Annotated in this window: 14 protein-coding genes; 13 read left to right on the plus strand and 1 reads right to left on the minus strand. The window is 52.7% G+C overall.

What is annotated here, in order from left to right; genetic code table 11:
* Positions 1-2: 2 nt before the first annotated feature.
* The 12 genes from EV294_RS02670 to EV294_RS02725 all read left to right on the plus strand — a co-directional run bounded on the left by EV294_RS02670 (position 3) and on the right by EV294_RS02725 (position 15658).
* On the plus strand, positions 3-695 hold the full coding sequence (locus EV294_RS02670; protein WP_132303521.1) for a hypothetical protein: 693 nt from the start codon (positions 3-5) through the stop codon (positions 693-695).
* Positions 692-2458 carry a prenyltransferase/squalene oxidase repeat-containing protein gene (locus EV294_RS02675; protein ID WP_132303523.1) on the plus strand — a complete coding sequence of 589 codons (1767 nt, stop codon included), beginning with the start codon at positions 692-694 and terminating at the stop codon, positions 2456-2458. The genes EV294_RS02670 and EV294_RS02675 overlap by 4 nt, the downstream gene beginning before the upstream one ends.
* A complete protein-coding gene (locus EV294_RS02680) occupies positions 2455-4692 on the plus strand; it encodes a glycoside hydrolase family 88/105 protein (protein WP_132303525.1) in 2238 nt (745 codons plus the stop codon). The genes EV294_RS02675 and EV294_RS02680 overlap by 4 nt, the downstream gene beginning before the upstream one ends.
* Before the next feature lie 35 nt (positions 4693-4727).
* The gene (locus EV294_RS02685; protein ID WP_132303527.1) at positions 4728-5399 is read left to right on the plus strand and encodes an MgtC/SapB family protein; all 672 of its coding nucleotides are present in this window, start codon (positions 4728-4730) and stop codon (positions 5397-5399) included.
* A 99-nt stretch (positions 5400-5498) separates the two neighbouring features.
* The gene (locus tag EV294_RS02690) at positions 5499-6539 is read left to right on the plus strand and encodes a LacI family DNA-binding transcriptional regulator (RefSeq protein ID WP_132303529.1); all 1041 of its coding nucleotides are present in this window, start codon (positions 5499-5501) and stop codon (positions 6537-6539) included.
* Positions 6540-6672: 133 nt separating this feature from the next.
* Positions 6673-7752, plus strand: coding sequence for a Gfo/Idh/MocA family protein (locus EV294_RS02695; protein ID WP_132303531.1), 1080 nt, complete (start codon positions 6673-6675; stop codon positions 7750-7752).
* Between the two features lie 102 nt (positions 7753-7854).
* The gene (locus EV294_RS02700; protein ID WP_132303533.1) at positions 7855-8349 is read left to right on the plus strand and encodes a VanZ family protein; all 495 of its coding nucleotides are present in this window, start codon (positions 7855-7857) and stop codon (positions 8347-8349) included.
* A gap of 255 nt (positions 8350-8604) precedes the next feature.
* Complete coding sequence (locus EV294_RS02705) at positions 8605-9498, plus strand: ABC transporter permease (RefSeq protein ID WP_132303535.1); 894 nt, start codon at positions 8605-8607, stop codon at positions 9496-9498.
* A gap of 3 nt (positions 9499-9501) precedes the next feature.
* Positions 9502-10395 (plus strand): carbohydrate ABC transporter permease, encoded by an 894-nt coding sequence (locus tag EV294_RS02710; protein WP_132303536.1) that lies wholly within the window; start codon positions 9502-9504, stop codon positions 10393-10395.
* Between the two features lie 110 nt (positions 10396-10505).
* A complete protein-coding gene (locus tag EV294_RS02715; RefSeq protein WP_132303537.1) occupies positions 10506-12170 on the plus strand; it encodes a type 2 periplasmic-binding domain-containing protein in 1665 nt (554 codons plus the stop codon).
* Positions 12171-12272: 102 nt separating this feature from the next.
* Positions 12273-14057, plus strand: a complete 1785-nt coding sequence (locus EV294_RS02720) for a cache domain-containing sensor histidine kinase (protein ID WP_132303539.1) — start codon at positions 12273-12275, stop codon at positions 14055-14057.
* Positions 14058-14059: 2 nt separating this feature from the next.
* Entirely contained in the window at positions 14060-15658 is a 1599-nt protein-coding gene (locus tag EV294_RS02725; protein WP_132303541.1) for a response regulator transcription factor, read from the plus strand.
* 21 nt (positions 15659-15679) lie between these two features.
* Here the strand turns inward: EV294_RS02725 and EV294_RS02730 are convergent, their stop codons facing one another.
* Positions 15680-16507: an AraC family transcriptional regulator gene (locus EV294_RS02730; RefSeq protein WP_132303543.1), complete on the minus strand. Its 828-nt coding sequence runs from the start codon at positions 16505-16507 to the stop codon at positions 15680-15682.
* A gap of 117 nt (positions 16508-16624) precedes the next feature.
* Between EV294_RS02730 and EV294_RS02735 the strand changes: the two genes are divergently transcribed.
* Positions 16625-18682, plus strand: a complete 2058-nt coding sequence (locus tag EV294_RS02735) for a beta-galactosidase (protein WP_132303545.1) — start codon at positions 16625-16627, stop codon at positions 18680-18682.
* Positions 18683-18734 lie beyond the last annotated feature (52 nt).

Below are 18734 nucleotides of genomic sequence, written 5' to 3' on the forward strand. Positions count from 1 at the left end.
AGATGGATATCCGCCAACTGGCCGCATACGCTCCGCGGTTATATTTCGATAAACAGGAACCCTTTTACCCGGTGCGGGTTGGGGTTTCTGTTCTTCATCGGGGCGAGAGTTCCCCTTCCTTTCCGCGCAGGCTCGAGCATTTCGCGGGCGGAATCGATTACGTGATTGAATTCGCTATTTATTGGGATTACGATATTCAGCATCTATACGAGCTCGAGCATGTATGGATTTACGCCGATTCGAACGGCGAAGTAGCGGATGCCGAAGCGAGCTTTCACGGCAAGTATTTGAAAGCCTTGCTGCCGGACCGCTCGAACCTCGACGGAAGAACGGTAAGCCTCTACTCCCAGCCGGGCAAGCATGCTTTCTCGCCGCTGCCCGTCTTATTCGAACTGCTGCCCCATGCAAGAACGGCAACGCAGCAAGGGGCGGGTTCGGACGGCTTGACGCTGCCGGCATGGTATAAGGCCAAGGGGCAATACGATGACAAGACGAGTGAGCTGGTCCGCGCGTATCAGCAGAGGCATCACCGGTTTACGCCGTCTTTCGAATTTGTCCCTTACGAGCTTGCGAAGCAGGAAAGCCTGTTTGTTCCATGGAAATCGCTGTACGAGGAAATACCGGATAGGATCGAAGCGGAACTCGCAACGATCAGACATACACTTGCCGGCTTGAAGGAGCCTTTGGAAGGATGATTACGATGTACGAGAAGCTTGTAGCCGTTAATGACGACTGGGTTGCGCCAGGTTTGGATAATCAAATAAAGGACAGCCAAAGCCGCTTTTATGGCGGGGTTGCGGATCCGGACAGCGGGATTCCGTTTCCTACCCATACCGGCACGTTAGCCGTAATGGCGATTTGGGGCTGCGCGCTCGTTAATTCGGATTCCCGTTACTATCATGACGGGCAGCTGCTTGCCAGCCTGGAGAAGGCGGCGGCATTTATTGTCCGTCAGCAGCATGCCGACGGCACGATCTCCCCGGGCTGGACGAATATGCATTCGCCGCCGGACACGGCGTTTGCCGTCGTGGGGCTCGCCCAGCTGTACGAGCTGCTGGACAAACACGAATGGAAGGCCTTGGAGCCCGTATGCCTAAAGATTAGGCGTTTCCTGGAGCAATCGGTTCCGGCGATGCTTACCGGCGGCTGCCATACCCCTAACCACCGCTGGGTGCTGACGGCTGCGCTTGGCTTCCTTTATGCACTTACGGGCAATGAGGCTTTGATTGCCCGCGCCGAAGCATGGCTCGCGGAAGGGATGGATTGCACGGAGGACGGCGAATGGACGGAACGAAGCAACGGGATTTATAACGGCGTAAGCGACGTGATGCTCTTCCACACCGCCGAGCTGCTTGGCCGTCCCGAGCTGCTGGAGCCGGTTCGCCGCAATCTGCGGATGATGGCTTACCTGATTCATCCGGAAGGGGAAGTCGTAACCGACTATTCCGGCCGGCAGGACTTTGGCCATAAATACGATATGTCCGGCTATTTGTTCGTAGCCTGCCTGATGGCCGAATACGACAAGGATCCGTTATTCGCCGCGCTTGCCAAGCTGGGCGCCGAGTCGTCCACCCATCCGGGAGCGATTCCCAACAACGCTTTGCTGGGCCTCTTGCTGCACCCGGAGCTGCGCACCCCTTCCGTTGAGGCAGGCCGGTTGCCGGAGTCCTACAAGGTTGTTATTAACGGAAAGTTCGACAGGAAGCATTATTTAGGCCGGATGGACGCCGCCGGACACGGCGGGAAAATTTATCACAGCCGGCTTCATCCGGAATTTGGCGCACCGGTTGCCCGGCAGCGGGATGGGCGGACCAGCGTGACGGTAATGGCGGAGACGAATTCCTTCTTTGCGCTTCGCCATGGCAAAGCTAAGCTGCTTGGCGTGCAGGTAAGCAGCTCGTTTGAGCCGGGTTTTATCAAGATGAACGAGCTGGATCAGGCGGAGAACGGCTACAGGCTCAGCGGTTCGGAAACGAAGGGCTATTACGGTCCGATTGCCGCTGACAAACTGCCCGAATCGGCGGCAGAACAGGTAAGCCCTTGGTATCTGCTGCCGCATCAGCTGCGCGAGGTCACGCATCTTCAGCAGCATCAGGTGGAGGTGGAGCTGACTGAAACCGTTGAAGGCTGGCGACTGCGCGTAAGCTGCGGCAAGCCGGATGTGCTGTTGACCCAGATTTCCTTTATTTTCGGGAAAGACGGAGAGCTTAGCGGGGGAGATCGGACGCCTGCGGAGACGGGAACCGAATTTTGGAAAGAGGGCATCGTAACGTTCATGGCCGGCGAAGACTGGATTCAACTGGACGGAGGCGCCCATGAGCATCGGATGAAGTCGATTCGCGGAGCAGCCTACCCGGCTGACTGCCAGACGCTTGTGGTGAATGTGCTGACGCCGTACGACCGGACCTTTGATATTCGGCTTTCGTCTTCAAATGATGGGGGGAGAAACGGACAATGACCGTGTATATAGAGCCTCGGGATAGTGCCAGATCTGCGTTTGGCGATGAAGAGCACCGCATTTTGGAGCTATTGGCTAGCCGTTATGTCGGCGCAAATCCGCCAATCCCGTTTGCGTATCGCCCCTTCTCGAAGCAAGGCATTCTGCAAAATGAAGAAGGCTTGTACGACATGGAGCTTGGCTCCAGATGGCCGGATGCGGTAACCGGCGATTACGCTTACGTCTACGGGCTTGTATGGAGCGACAATGAACGCTCGATCGATTGCAATCTGGAGCCGATCGGCCCCATTCGGCTATACATGAACGATCAACTGCTGTTCCGGACTTCCGCCGTGGAGGAAATGAAGCCGGATGCCCGCGTCGTAGTTCCGATGCTGCTGACGCAAGGCTGGAACCGGATTCTAGTCGAGGCGAGACGGACCCCTGCGGGCTTTGGCTGCCGGTTTGGGGCGGATGAGGCGAAGGTGCGCATTCTGAACGTGCTTGCTCCATTCGCGGGACGGGACGGAAGCGCCGGATGGGTGTTCTCCGAACCGGTAAAGAAAGCATTGTACGGGGAGACAGGATTCCCTAACGAACGCTTGCCCGAGGAGGAGACCGGCATCCGCTGGCTTCCCCGCACGAAGTGGCAGGAGGATGAAGCTTCGAAGCCGAACCTGGAGCGCCTCTTCGGTACTCCGGAGACAACCGTGGCCGGCTGCGGCTGGACCAAGCTTCCGTTGCTGCCGGGAACCGATTCGCTCGTGCTTGAAGGACGGGTATTGGGACCGGCGTCGGTATGGCTGGACGGCCAGCTGGTACTAAGCTTGGCTGAAGCGGGAGTGTTTCGCGAAAGTCTTAAGCCGGATACCGGTAACGGTGATCTGATAATTCGCACGGAAAGCGGAGAGCAAGGCTGGGGCTTTGAGCTGAAGGCTTCCTCGGACGGCAAGCCGATGGCTCTTCGGCAGCCCGTACACATTCATGGCTATGACGGAGAATGGATCTATGCCGGTCCAATCGCGGCAAATGCGGAGCTGGACCCTTCGGCGGTTGGCCGTTTGTCGGCTCTGCTGCCTGCCGTTCGACTAGACGGTCAGGATGCGGGCCGCTCGTATTGGGAGCTGGATATGCCTAAGACCCGGCTGCGTCCTTATTATGAAAATGCGATGCTGAGCAATAAATGGACGGTTGGCACGGCTACCAATTACGGGCGGTGGGACTATCCGCTTGGCGTTACGATGTACGGCTTGCTGCGAACGGCCCGCGAATTGAACCGGGAGGACTGGTCCCGTTATGCCCTGTCGCATATCCGCACCTGTACGGATATGTACGATTATTCCTTATGGGACCGGGAAGAGTACGGATTCCCGAGCGTTAATCATCAGCTGGTGCTAATGAAGATGCTGGACAATTGCGGCTCGTTTGGCTCGGCGATGCTGGAAGCCTGCCTTCAGGAAGGAGACGGCGTGTTCCGCCGCATTGCGGACTCCATCGTTGACTTTATGCTGAAGCGTTTGGAGCGGAGAGAAGACGGAGCGTTCTTCCGGCTGAGCGAAGGAGAATACTTCGACAACACCATGTGGGCGGACGATCTCTATATGAGCGCGCCGTTCCTGACCCGTTACGCCGTTATAACCGGCGACAAGGAAGTGCTGAACGAAGCTGCCCGGCAGTTTTTGCTGTTCCGCCGTTACCTGTTTATAGAAGAAGAACGGATTATGTCGCATGTCTATGATTTCAAATACGGCCAGGCAACCCGAGTGCCTTGGGGACGGGGCAACGGATGGGTGCTGTTCTCGCTGTCCGAGCTGCTTGAACGTCTGCCGGAGGATCATTCGGACCGCGAAGCGCTGCTCGACTTCTTTAATGCGATGTGTTCCGGAGTAGCCGAATTGCAGAGCGGCTCGGGCCTTTGGAGACAAGTGCTGAACGAGCCCGAAGCGTACGAGGAGGCTTCTTGTACCGCGATGTTCGCTTATGCCTTCTCCCGAGGCGTCCGTTTCGGCTGGCTGGATAACGGGGACCGCGATTACGCGGCCGCAGCGAGGAAAGCCTGGAAAGGTCTGACCGAGAATGCGATCGACCGCGGAGGTAACGTCCATGGCGTATGCAGCGGCTCGCGATACTCCTTCTCGCCGGATTACTATATGCACGACCTGCGCACGGTCGTTAACGACAATCATGGCATCGGCATTATGATGCTTGCCGGAGTTGAGGTAAGCAGGCTTAACCGCGCAGGAAGCGTTGTCTAACGGGGGCGTGCGGCTTCGCAAGGAGGGGATTACGGTTGTTTGCAATTAAGCTTGGGGCGGCGTTAGCCCTAGGTCTGCTCATCGGCGTGGACCGTCAGCTTCGTCATAAGCCGCTTGGCATTAAGACAAGCATGGTCATCTCGGTAGCCAGCTGCCTCATTACGATGGTGTCCATTGAAGCGGCCTCCAGGCTTGCCCATCCGGGGATGACCAACATGGATCCGATGCGACTCGCCGCGCAAATCGTAAGCGGGGTTGGCTTTATCGGGGCCGGTGTTATTCTGCGGCGGAACAACGATGTCATCTCCGGCCTGACCACAGCCGCGATGGTGTGGTCCGCTTCGGCGCTGGGCATCGCGGCGGGAGCGGGCTTTTACAAGGAAGCTTTCACGGCAGCCGGCATTATCATTCTTGCCGTTAACCTCGTGCCCCTTGCCGTTCGGGCGCTTGGCCCTTCCAAGCTGCGGGAGCGCGACGTATCGGTCTGCCTGACCTTCGACCGCTCGGCCGAGCTGGACGGGATGCTGGCAAGCATCCGCTCGGATCATCAGATCAAGCATACAACGATCAAGGATATCGGGGAGGGCCGGCTGCAAATCCGGCTTGTCCTGTCATCCGGAGAGCCGTATCCGACGACTTCGATCTATGAGGAAATGCGCCGGTTTAAAAACGTTCTATCGGTTGAAGTGGAAAACTTGAGCTCTTAAAAAAGCAATTTTCAAATATTCCAGATAAACGTTGAAAGCGCTCTCCTTAACGCGCATAATGGACTTAACTATGTTTCGCGCGATTGGAGACCGTCAATGATGAAAGCAACCATATACGATGTAGCTAAAGAAGCCGGCGTATCCATTGCCACGGTATCCCTTGTCATTAACGGCAAAGGGAAAATCAGCGAGGAGCGCCGGGAAGAGATCAGGCGGATCATGCTGCGCATGGGTTACAAGCCAAGCATGATCGCATCCGCGCTTACCGGCAAGAAAACGTATGCTTTAGGCTTGCTTGTGCCGGACATCTCGAACCCATTCTTCGCGGAAATCGCCAGGGCGGTTGAGGATGAAGGACAACGTCACGGCTACAGCGTCTTTATATGCAGCACGGACAACAAGGACGAGAAGGTGGAGCATTATGCCGCGCTGCTGCAGCAGAAAAACGTCGACGGCGTTATTATCAGTACCGGCTTGAAGGAGCTGTCCGCATTAAATCCGCTGCTTCAGGGAGGAGTTCCGGTTGCTTTGCTGGCAAGGGAGTTTCCTTCCGTCGAGGTTCCGACGGTAGTCGTGGACGATTACGCGGGAGGGGCTGCGGCAGCCGGGCATCTGATCTCGCTTGGGCATACCCGGCTTGCCGTTCTGGCCGAGCAGGGCTCGATCAGCAGCAGCCGGGAGCGGGTGCGGGGATTCAGGCAGACCGCCGAAGCGGCGGGGCTTATGCTCGATCCGTTATTCGTCGTCAGCTGCGGCCATAAGGACGGCAAGGACCGGGCATGGGAGCTGCTTCAGATGAAGGACCGTCCGACCGCGATTTTCTGCTGCAACGATCTCCTGGCCATTGGCGCGCTCCGCGCCGCCAAGGAGCTGGGACTGCGGATTCCGCAGGACTGCTCGATTGTCGGGTTTGACGATACGGTGCTTGCCTCCGTCACGGATCCTCCGCTGACAACGGTCGCCCAGCCGATTGAACAGATGGGGCAAAGAGCGGTGCAGCTGCTTGTCCGCCAGATCAGTCAGCCGGGAGAAGAGAGCGAACGGATCGTGCTTTCTCCCACGCTGTCTATCCGGCAGTCCGTTGCCGTGCCTGACCATGCTTCGCTCCACGATCGTCTCCGCGAAAAAAACTCATCCTGATGGTTCAGCTTGTCTCTAAGGCCCGTAGTCCGGAAACGTTTCGGACTGCGGGCTTCGTGCCGCCCGTCTGCAGCTGGTATACTAAAGGGAGTAAGGAATTAAACATACACTTAGCGGGCAAGAGGAGGATATTATGAGTATTGTACGGTTCGGCATTGTGGGCGGCGGCTGGCGCAGCGAGTTTTTTCTGCGCATTGCACAAGCGCTGCCCGAACGGTTTGATATTGCAGGCGTGGTTGTGAGGGATGAGGAGAAGGGCAAAGCATTCGAGCAAGCATGGGGCGTGCCGACCTTCCGCACGGCTGCCGCGATGCTGGATGCGGTTTCTCTTGCGTTTGTTGTCGTCAGCGTGCCGCGGAAGGTTGCTCCGGACGTGATGCTGGAATTGACGGCTCGCGATGTTGCGGTGTTATGCGAAACGCCGCCAGCCGAGCAGCTGGAGGATCTCATCGCTTTATACCGGCAGGTGGGCGGCAAGGGACGGATTCAGGTTGCCGAGCAATACGCGTTTCAGCCGAATCACGCCGGGAGGCTGGCCATCGTGCGCTCCGGCAAGCTTGGCCAGGTGACGCAGGCGCAAGTGTCGGCCGCGCATGATTACCACGGCATCAGCCTGATGCGCCGTTATCTCGGCATCGGCTTCGAGAACGCAAGCATTCGCGCAGCGAATTTCGCTTCGCCGATTATCGAAGGGCCGGGACGTTCCGGTGCGCCCGCGGAGAGCCGCATCGTTCAATCGCAGCAGGTTATGGCCTCCTTCGATTTTGGCGGCAAATACGGCGTTTACGATTTTACGGGCGACCAGTATTTCTCCTGGATCCGCTCGCCGCGCCTGCTTGTGAGGGGCGAACGTGGTGAAATCAACAACTTTGACGTCCGTTATTTGCTTGATCATTTAACGCCGGTCCATCTGCAGTTGACCCGTCAGCAGGCAGGATTGGACGGCAATTTGGAAGGCTATTATTTGAAGAGCCTTCACTTAGGCGAACAGATCGTCTATAAGAATGACACGGCGCCGGCGCGTCTGACCGACGACGAGATTGCGGTGGCGGCATGCCTCGAGAAGATGGGCGTATACGCTGCCGGAGGCGAAGCTTTCTACAGCCTGGCGGAAGCCTGCCAGGATCATTATCTGGCGCTTATGATGAAGCAATCCGTGCAGACGGGCGAAACGGTCACGACGGAAACCCAATGCTGGGCGGAGAATAATTAAGAAAAACTTTAGATTTGCCCTGCTTAATTTTTAAACTATGAGTCTTATTCTGATTAAGTCAACGCAGGTGGCGATTGGCTTAACGGAAGGGCAGGGAAAAGTATGATGAAATACACGAGAGGCAGCATCCTATCGGTTCTTTTTTTATTCTATCTTTATATTTTGCTTAAGGTGATTCTGTTTAAGTTCGGCTCGGTTAATATAGCGTTTCTATGGCAAAAGCTTCACTGGACGTTAGAATATCCGGAATACATGCGGTACGGCCTGGAGCGGGCTAATTTTACCCCTTTCAAATCGATCGCGCAAAATCTTCACGGTCTGTCGTACCGTCACGAGCAGGTCAATCTGTTTGGCAATATCGCGATATTTCTGCCCTGCGGAATTCTTGTCGGATTATGGACGAAGCATGACTCCATATCTTTCCTTGGCGCAGCGGCGCTTTCGTTTGGCCTAAGCCTGGCCCTGGAATGCTCGCAGCTACTATTGGCCATGGGCAGCTTTGATGTCGACGACCTTATTCTGAATGGCTTTGGCGGACTTCTCGGATGGTGGATCCTGTTTGTCGTACGCAGAGAAAGAGCCCTGGCGCAAGTTTAGCTTGCGCGAGGGCTTTTCGTTATAGTCTGTTGCAATAGTTTAAGGTTGTTGTCCTGTGTGGCTGGATGTATCGCCTCTGTCCAGACTGCCCTGGTACCGCCGTCAATCGTTGTGAAAGAAACAAGCAGTGGACTGTCACTGCTTGTTTTTTTATTGCAAACATCTTATCAAATTGATAGAAATCTGATCGTTGTTACATTTCTCCCTTTTTGCCCTGCGATTAGAATGAAGGTGTAGCTAAGGAGGGGGACACACATGATAGCTAAGATGTATAAATACCGCTGGCAGTACTTGATGATTTTGCCCGCGGTTGTGCTGTTGTTTTTATTCAACTATATTCCGATGCTGGGCATTCAGATCGCATTCAAGAACTTCTCCATCGGCACTTCGATTTGGGACAGCAGCTGGGTTGGTTTTGACAATTTCTCATTCGTGCATGAGCCGCAATTTTGGAAGGTGGTCCAGAACACCCTTTATATTTCGGTATTGAAATTCGTCTTTGGTTTCCCGCTGCCGATTATCCTTGCTCTTATGATTAATGAGGTGGCGCATCCTTTCTTCAAAAAGTTCGTCCAGTCGGTCAGCTATCTTCCGCATTTCTTCTCATGGATTGTCGTGGCTTATATTCTGCAATCGTTCCTGACATTGGACGGCGGGCTGGTTAATGACCTTATTGGACGTGTAGGCGGCGAGCCGATCTTCTTCCTTGGTTCCAATGAATGGTTCCGGCCGATGATCGTATCCAGCGGCTTGTGGAAAGAGGTGGGCTGGAACACTATTCTCTATCTGGCAGCGATTTCCACGATTGATCCGCAGCTTTATGAGGCAGCAAAGGTTGAAGGGGCAGGGAAATTTGCGCAGATTCGGCATATTACGTTTCCGGGCATTTTGCCAACAATCTCCATCGTGCTTATTCTGAGTATTCCAAGCTTGATTACAGTGGGGATGGATCAAATTTATCCGATGATGAACTCAGCGAATCAGGAAGTTGCCGATGTTCTCGATACGTATGTGCTTCGCAACGGGCTTCAACAGGGGTATTTTGGAATGGCAACCGCAGTTGGCCTCGTCTCGTCGATCATTAGTCTGCTGCTTGTCGTGACAACAAACTCATTCTCCAAGAAAATCAACGGCGAGGGGCTGTGGTGACAGATGAAGGCAACGGGGCTTGAACGGGTCGGACAATGGATTATCCTAATCCTGCTCTTACTCATGTGCGTTTCCATTATATATCCCTTTGTGTATATGCTGGCTATCTCGCTTAATACCGGAGCAGATGCAGCAAAAGGCGGCGTGTATCTCTGGCCGAGGTCATTTACGTGGATCAACTATGAAATCGTGCTTGGGAATCAGGTCATCCGCCATGCTTATCTGATCACGATTGCAAGAACGGTTATTGGCACTATCGGCGGGCTTGCCATTACCCTGGCAGCTGCTTACGGATTATCATATAAACGCCTTCCGTTCAGAAACGGCATACTGACTTATATTCTCTTAACGATGCTATTCAGCGGAGGCTTGATTCCTTTCTATATACAATTGTTTAAGCTCGGATTAACCAATACGTTTTGGGTGTTTATCATCCCGGGTCTCTTCTCGGCGTGGAACATGTTCGTTATGCAAAAGTTTATACATGGCATTCCTGAAGCATTGTTCGAATCCGCCGAATTGGACGGTGCCGGCCCCGTTCGGATACTGATTCAGATTATCGTGCCGCTGTCGAAGCCCATGCTTGCCGCTCTAGGACTATTTACGGCTGTCGGCCATTGGAATGACTGGTTCTCGGGCGCCTTTTATGTAACGAGCCAGAATTTAATCCCGGTCCAAACCTTTCTGCAGCAGCTGCTGACAGCACAAGACTTATCTGCGATCATGAGCTCTAATCAAAATCAGGAAGTACTGGCACGGAGTTCAATGGATAATATTACGCTGATGTCGGTCAAAATGGCTACGGTTATGATCAGTGCTCTTCCGATTCTCGCCATTTATCCATTCCTGCAGAAATACTTTGCCAAAGGCGTTTTGATCGGATCGGTCAAAGGCTGATTGAAACGAGCTTCGCCAAGGATGGCGATAGCCCTTTCACCTTCGGGTATAATTGATCTACCATATACCATTGGAAAGACTAGACTCGCATAAATAGGGGAGGAAAAAGCATGAAATTGAAAAGAAGCGGTATCGTTGCTCTTACCCTGGCAGCTACGGTAGGTATAGCGGCCGGATGCTCCGGAAACAGCCATACAGAACCGAATAATGCAGCAGCTAGTTCAACGAATACAAATACGAAGGACAGCGGAGGCAAGTTCAAGCTGTGGCTGGGCTGGACGGCAACGGTTAACAATGACAGCCTGGTGCAGCAATACTGGAGAACAGAAGAGCCGGGCGTTGACGTTCAGCTTGAAGCGACGCAAGGCGACGCGCTGACAGCGCTTAACCTCAAGCTTAATACAGGCGGCTTTGATGACGCGGCGATCTTCAACCGCAGCCAGGTGATTGACGATGCGATGAAGCGTTCAAATCTGCTAATGCCTCTTGAGCAATATTTTAACATGCCTGATAAGTATCCAAGTCTGGCTGCTATTCCGAAGGAATATTTGGAGCAGATGAAGGATGCTGATGGTCATATCTGGTCGCTTCCTAGCTGGTTCGACAGTAATCCTTCCGAGCCATGGCCGGGCTGGTCTTCCAGTGCCTGGTTTATCCGGACGGACGTTCTGGAGAAGGTGGGTATGACGGAGAATGATCTGACTACCCTTGATGGCGTAGAATCGTATCTGAAGAAAGCGGCAGAGCTTAAGGATGAGTCGGGCAAAAACCTGCTGCCGCTTGGTATTCTTACGGATAAAAACGATGAGAATGCGGTTCTGGCCGCTTTTGGCGTAACGGTTGCATCGGCTGGCGGGGTTACTCCGGTGAAACAAGATGGCGGCAACTTTATCTTTATGTACGATAATCCGGGATTCAAGGCTGCTTACAAGTGGATGAACGGTTTGTATCGTGATAAGCTCATTGATCCTGAGGCTTTGACGGATAAGAGTGAAAGATATGTTGAAAAGAACAAAAACGGCCGTTATGCAATGAACATCGGAAGCTTCTGGAATTTTGACTCATCTTTATGGGAGCAGCTGGATGGCCCGACAGGACCGGGCTGGTTCTACAAACCGATTCCTTTCCCGAAAATTGAAGGCGTAAACGTACTGGGCACTACGCAAGTGATTAATCCTTATCCAGGCTTCGATACGTATATTAGCAAAAATACGAAAAACCTGGATGCGATTCTTAAATTCTATGATTATACCTTAACGCAGAAGCCGGAGCAGAACATGGTCGTCAATGAGGGTCCGGTAGGGAAATATTGGGGATGGGTGGATCAGCCTTACGGCAAGTGGGCATTTACGGACGAGAACTACAAAGCACTGCGCAACTCGGGTGATCAGGCCAAGAAAGCGCAAGTGACGCCGGAGCTCTATATGACTTCGAACTACAGCAATGAATGGTATGCTTGGTGGACTAACGAAAATGTTCATGCCGGCGGTGTGAAGACAGGAGAGTTCTCTCAAGAGATTGCCAAAATGGGAGCTACTCGCGTTGCGGAAAATTATGATATGGTTAAAGCAAAAGCAGGCGGCGCTTGGGAAAAATACGCACCTGAATTAACTACCGTATATAAAGAGTACCGCGCCAAGCTTCTTATGGCGAAGGATGACGCGCAATTCGAGAAAGCATGGACGGAGTTCGCTTCCGCGCTTGAGAAACGCGGACATTGGAGCGAGCTGAAGACAGAATGGAATGAGTTATACCAAGCAATGAGCAATAAATAAAGAGATAAACGCATATCGAGGAGCAGCCCCTTTACCGGGGATGCTCCCTTTGCAGTTTCCTGGCAGATAACGATACCGGGCAAAGAATGGGAGAAATGCCTGATGCGACGCTGGATTGAGAGAAATACGATCCGATTGACCCGCAGGATGAGTCTGCGCGGCAAAATTGTCTTGCTCTATGGACTGATCGTAGTTATACCTACCATTATTCTGGGAGTTGGAGCGGGTTATCTGGCTCTTCAGAACGTCAGGGACAATTATATCGTCACGATTAATGAAGCGGTTCGTCAGACGACGCAGAGCGTTGAATTCCGCAAGCAAAGCTATGATCTTCTTGCGAACCGGACGGGGACCGACGGAGAGCTTATTTCCAGGCTAAGCCGAACCTATACGAGCTTTACGGAACAGCTGGAATCGGTGAATTATATTGACCGCTCCTTTCAGGTGATGAGCCGCTATTTGCCGGGTATTGAAAACTTTCGGATTTATCATGACAATCCAACGCTTACGGAAGATGGAGGACTGTTATGGAAACCGTCTGGCAGACTGTTAAATCATACCGACGAGAAATCCTGGTATGATAGCGTGATGGCTTCGCCCATCGCATTGCAATGGTCCGATGCACCGGGGGAACATGCACAGCTTGCTGTCTCCAGAAAAATTACGAACGCTACGGGCTATACCTATGGTGCCATCTATATGCTTCTCGACTATAACAGCGTATTTGGCGAACTAATGGACCGTCCTTTCAAAGGCTCGGGAAGCCTGTTTTTATTAGACGAGAATGACCGGATTATTGCGGCTTCAGACCGTTCATTGATAGGCAAGCCCGTTGGAGAGACAGCCTTATCCAAGCTTTGGACGAGCGTGAAAGAAGATGCGAGCCGAACGAATAACGGCGAATACTTCACGGTTCGTCACATCAATGGCGAATGGAAGGTGGCCGCTCTTATCCAGATGCGTCAAATGGAGAAGCAGTCTGCGTTTATTGTCTACAGTATTGTTGCTATAACTGTCTTTTTCCTGTTCTTCTCTCTGTTTCTTGTGAGGATTGTACTGAAAAACATTGTTTTTCGTATTCGTAAGCTTGGTCACCGGATGAGCGATATCGCCGAGGGTGATTTTGATGTATCTGTCCAAAGCAAAAGCACGGATGAGCTTGGGGATCTCGAGCTTATGTTTAACCAAATGGCGGGTAAGCTCGGTTCGGTGATAGAAATGCTGAGCAGCGCCAAATTGGAAGAGAAGGAATCTTCCTTCCGGGCGCTTCAAGCACAGATTAATCCGCATTTTATCTATAATTCGCTTAGTCTGCTGCAATGGCGTGCTCTAGATCAAGGCGATCACACTCAGGTTGAGACCATTGAAGCCTTAACAACTTTTTACCGGTTCGCCCTTGATAATACCTCTAACGTGACGTTGATTCATAATGAGCTGGAACATGTAAAAGCTTATCTGGATATTCAACAGCTGCGCTATCCGGAACGCGTCCGTATAGAATGGGATATCGACGAGGATGTACCGGAGCTGTACTCAATCAAGCTGATTTTGCAGCCGATTGTAGAAAATGCCTATATACACGGGAAGATCTTTACCCGGCCTCATGCTTATATTGTCATTCGTGTAAAACGTTTTAATAATCAGGTTCGATACGAAGTAATGGACAATGGCACCGGGATGGATTCCAAAACGCTGGAACGGATTCAAAATGGGGAAAAAGCTGGAAAAGGGAATGGGTTTGGGCTAAGAAATATTAGAGAACGCCTTCATTTGTACTTTGGCGAAGCAGGCAAATTGCACGTTGAGAGCAGCCCCGACACGGGAACTCTCATTAGAATTACAATGCCTGTTTATACCCATAAGCCGCATATTCAACGGGAGGGATAATCTTGCTGCAAGCACTTATTGTAGATGACGAGCCGTCAAATGTTTATGGATTGGTCAGGCATATCCCTTGGGCTAAGCTTGGTTATACAAACCCGCTTACAGCGGAGTCAGGCGAGGAAGCTGTCCCTATACTGGAAGCTAGTCCGATTGATGTGCTGATAACCGATGTCTCTATGCCCGGCATGAACGGCATTGAGCTTGCGGCGGAAGCCAAACGGGTATATCCCGATATTCAAATTCTAGTCATCAGCGGTTACAACGAATTTGAATTTGCTCAGGAAGCGATTGAAGTTGGGGCAAAGGGATACGTGCTTAAACCTCTCAAATTATCCGAAATCGAACGCAAGCTGTCTGCATTCCGGCAGACGATTGAAAGGATAACCCAGATTAATGAACAGACCGTAAAGCTTAAGGAAATCGTAACGGATAGCCAGGAGATGCTCAAGGACACGTTTATTTTCGATCTGCTGGAGGAAGAGGCGATGGAGGAGGAGACTTTGCACTCCTGGTGCCAACTACTTCATCTGCCCCAGAGGCCGACGGATGGTATACAACTGATTACAGCTGTTCTCGACAACTACGCCGATTCTTCCGTCAGTGCGCACAACAGGCTTATGGTTGGTTCGGCCCTTCAACAATCGACGTCTATAGCGTTAAGGGAGCTGGGCGATGTTCTGGTTTCAAAAATTAGGCCGGATCAGCTTGTAGCTATTATTGTTAGTCCGCCGATTGATAAACGAAGCTATATAAGCAAACAAATCAATTTCGTTCAGGAATATATGCACAATAGCTATGGTGTATCGGTTACCGTTGGGATCAGCCGATGGGGCAGCGAATGGCAGGAAATGAACCAGCTCTTCAGGGAAGTGAAATTTACGATCGCCGATGCCCGGCATAGCGGGAGCGGGCAGCTCGTTTATGTAGGAAATGCGGAGAGAAAAGCATTTGAGGACTTTCGAATGCATGAGAATATGCTGCCCGAGTTGCTAATGCTGGCTGAAAGTGACGATCCGATATTATTGATTGATAAGGTTGAACAGTCCTTTACGGATTTGGAGCGAAGAGAGCATACCTTCGCTTATATCCAATCGCTTAGCATCAGTTTGCTTGGCGAGCTGTCTTTAAAAGTATGGCAAGACTCGGAAGAGATTAATTTCCTGAACAAGCGCGCTTGGCATCGACTTCTGGATTGCAAAACAATCGATGCGACGAAGGATATTGTTATCGATTATATTCGTTCGGCTGTTTTGTTTGAGAGAAAAGAACGGTCACTCCAACAGCATCATCTGATTAGCCGCATCGTGTCCCATATGGAAGACCAGCTGCCGGTCAGCATAACCGCGAAACAGCTCGCTGACAAGTTTCATCTTAGCGCAGGCCATCTAAGCGTGTTATTCAAGAAAGAAACAGGGCAGACGATCTCCGACTTTGTGAAAAACCTGAGAATGAAAAAAGCGAAGGAAATGCTGCAGGATCCTACCATAAAAATATACGAAGTAGCAGAACGGATAGGGTTTCAAACGCCTGCTTATTTTACGTATCAATTCAAGAAAAACGAAGGCTGCACGCCGCAGGAGTATCGCGACCGTTACTATTCATAATAGATGGATCCCTTCACAATATTAACGTCCATACAGCTTTCGGTAGGTCTCCGGCGTCATGCCTTCCCGTTGGCGAAAGGTGGAGACGAAATGGCTCGCGTCGCGAAAGCCTACCGCCTCGCCGATGCGGCGCACCGTCCAGTCCGGCCGGGAGGGAAGCCATTCCTTCGCTTTCCGGATCCGAAGCTGAATGAGATACGAGTAGGCCGTTTGGCCAAACAGCTCGCGGAATCTTTCGTTCAGCTGTCTCTCGCCGATTCCAAGCTGTGCGGCCATGTCCGCCAATCCGATCTCCGGGTTGGCAAAATGCTGCTCCAGCCAGGACAGCAGCACTTGAATCCGCTCCAGCCGTTTGGACATGGACGGTCGGTTATCCGTGCGGGCATTGGTCCGAAGGAGCGTCAGGAATTGGTATAAATCGGCCGATGACTGCCACCCGGATGGATCGCTTCCGGCTTCGGCAAAGGCGAGCATGCGGAATAACTGATCGCTAATCCGGTCGTTGCCGGCTTCCCACTGGAAGCGTTCGGCATTTCCCCAGCCGATGGCTTGCACGATACTGGCGGCCATCCCTCCGCGAAACGTGATATAACCCGTCTGCCAACAGCCGTTTCTGGCCTCGTACCGGTGCGGCGTGCCCGGGGCAAGAAGGACGCCGGAGCGCTCATTCATTTTCCAGGTTTGACCGCTGACCGTTAATTCGCCTTCCCCTTCCAGCGTCTGGAGCCAGTGGAAATACGGATAGCCTTCCGGTCTGTCCAAGGTTTCCTGGTCGGGGTTCAAGCCAATCGTTTCGAGCTGCAGGGGCAGCTGCTCCGAAGGGAAGGCGGGAACGACTCGTCGCATCATAGGAACCTCCCTATTTTTATATGTGAAATCGTTAATTTTATATGGGTTACAGAAATATTAGGGCTTACAATAGAAAAAGATAATGCAGTTTTATCATATACAATGAGGTGTGACAAGATGATAAATGCGAAAATACCGAAGATCTGGTACGGCGGTGACTATAATCCGGATCAATGGGAGAAGGAAGTCTGGGACGAGGATTTACGGATGTTCAAGCTTGCCGGAATCGATGTGGCGACGCTTAACGTATTCGCCTGGGCAAAAAACCAGCCTGACGAGGATACCTACGATTTCGGCTGGCTCGACGAAATGATGGACAAGCTTCATGCGGACGGCGTTGGCGTCTGTCTGGCAACAAGCACGGCGGCGCATCCCGCGTGGATGGCCCGTAAATATCCGGATGTGCTGCAAGTCGATTTCAACGGCAACAAACGCAAGTTTGGCGGACGCCATAACTCCTGCCCGAACAGCCCGACATTCCGGAAGTATTCGGTGCGCATGGCCGGGAAGCTCGCCGAACGGTACAAAGATCATCCGGCCCTGCTTATCTGGCATATCAACAATGAATACGGCGGAGCGGGCAACTGCTATTGCGATAATTGCGAAGCGGCATTCCGTATATGGCTCAAGGATCGTTACGGAACGATTGAACAAGTGAACAAAGCATGGAATACGGCGTTCTGGGGTCATATTTTCTATGATTTTGAGGATATCGTTCTGCCAAGCGGCCGCAGCGAGGAATGGTACGGCGCCAACGGCCGGACGGAGACAAACTTCCAAGGTCTGTCGCTTGATTACATGCGTTTCCATTCGGACAGCCTGCTCGAGTGCTACAAGCTGGAGTACGAAGCGGTCAAGAAGGTTACGCCGGATATTCCGGTTACAACGAACCTGATGGGCGCTTTCAAAAAGCTGGATTATCATAAATGGGCGAAGCATATGGACGTTGTATCCTGGGATAACTACCCTCGCTTCGATACGCCGCACAGCTATACCGGCATGATGCATGATCTGATGCGCGGCCTGAAGGAAGGCCAGCCGTTTATGCTGATGGAGCAGACGCCAAGCCAGCAGAACTGGCAGCCGTACAACTCGCTAAAGCGCCCGGGCGTTATGCGCTTATGGAGCTACCAGGCCGTTGCCCGCGGAGCGGATACGGTCCTGTTCTTCCAGCTGCGCCGTTCCGTCGGCGCCTGCGAGAAATATCACGGCGCGGTTATCGAGCATGCCGGCCACGAGCATACCCGCGTATTCCGCGAATGCGCGGAGCTTGGCGCAGAGCTTGGGAAGCTGGGAGATGCTTTGCTGGATGCGAGAGTGAAAGCAAAGGTCGCTATCCTGTTCGATTGGGAAAACTGGTGGGCGATTGAAATGTCCAGCGGTCCGTCCATTGCTCTTAAATACGTGAATGAAGCGCATAAATTCTATGATGCTTTGTACCGTGCCGGCATTGCGGCGGACGTGGTCAGCGTGGAAGCGGACCTCAGCGGCTACGACCTGGTGATTGCGCCAGTCATGTACATGGTGAAGGATGGCGTGGCGGAGAAGCTGGAAGCTTATACGGCTGCAGGCGGCGCGGTTATTACAACCTACTTCAGCGGTATCGTAAACGAGACCGATCTGGTAACGTTGGGCGGTTACCCGGGCAAGCTGCGTAACTTATTCGGCATCTGGGCGGAAGAGATTGATGCCCTGCTTCCTTCGCAGCGCAACCGGATTGTTCTGTCCGATGGCACGCTTGGCTCGCAGGCGGAATACGAGTGCGGCATGCTCTGCGATCTGATTCATTCGGAAGGCGCCGAAGTAAAGGCCGTATACGGGGATGATTTCTACCGCGGCATGCCTGCTCTGACGGTTAACAAGTTTGGCGAAGGCGAAGCCTGGTACCTGGCGACAAGCCCGGAAGAAGCCTTCCTGCGGGACTGGCTGCCTCGGCTATGCGCTTCCCGCGGCATCAAGCCGCTTGTCTCCGGCACGCCGGAAGGCGTGGAGACAACGGTCCGCTCCAAAGACGGCCAGGATTATCTGTTTGTGCTTAATCACAATGCGGATGCCGTTACGGTTGCGCTTGGAGAGCAGACCGGGACCGATCTGCTTACGGGCGCCAGCGTCCAAGGCGGCGCAACGGAGCTTAAAGGCTATGACGTGCGGATCATTAAGCTTAATCAAGCGTAGTGTAGGGGCATAGCAGCTCCGGTTCAAAAATAAGCCAGCCGCTCTTTATACG

This window comes from Paenibacillus sp. BK033 (assembly GCF_004345425.1).
In the GTDB taxonomy this organism is placed as follows: domain Bacteria; phylum Bacillota; class Bacilli; order Paenibacillales; family Paenibacillaceae; genus Pristimantibacillus.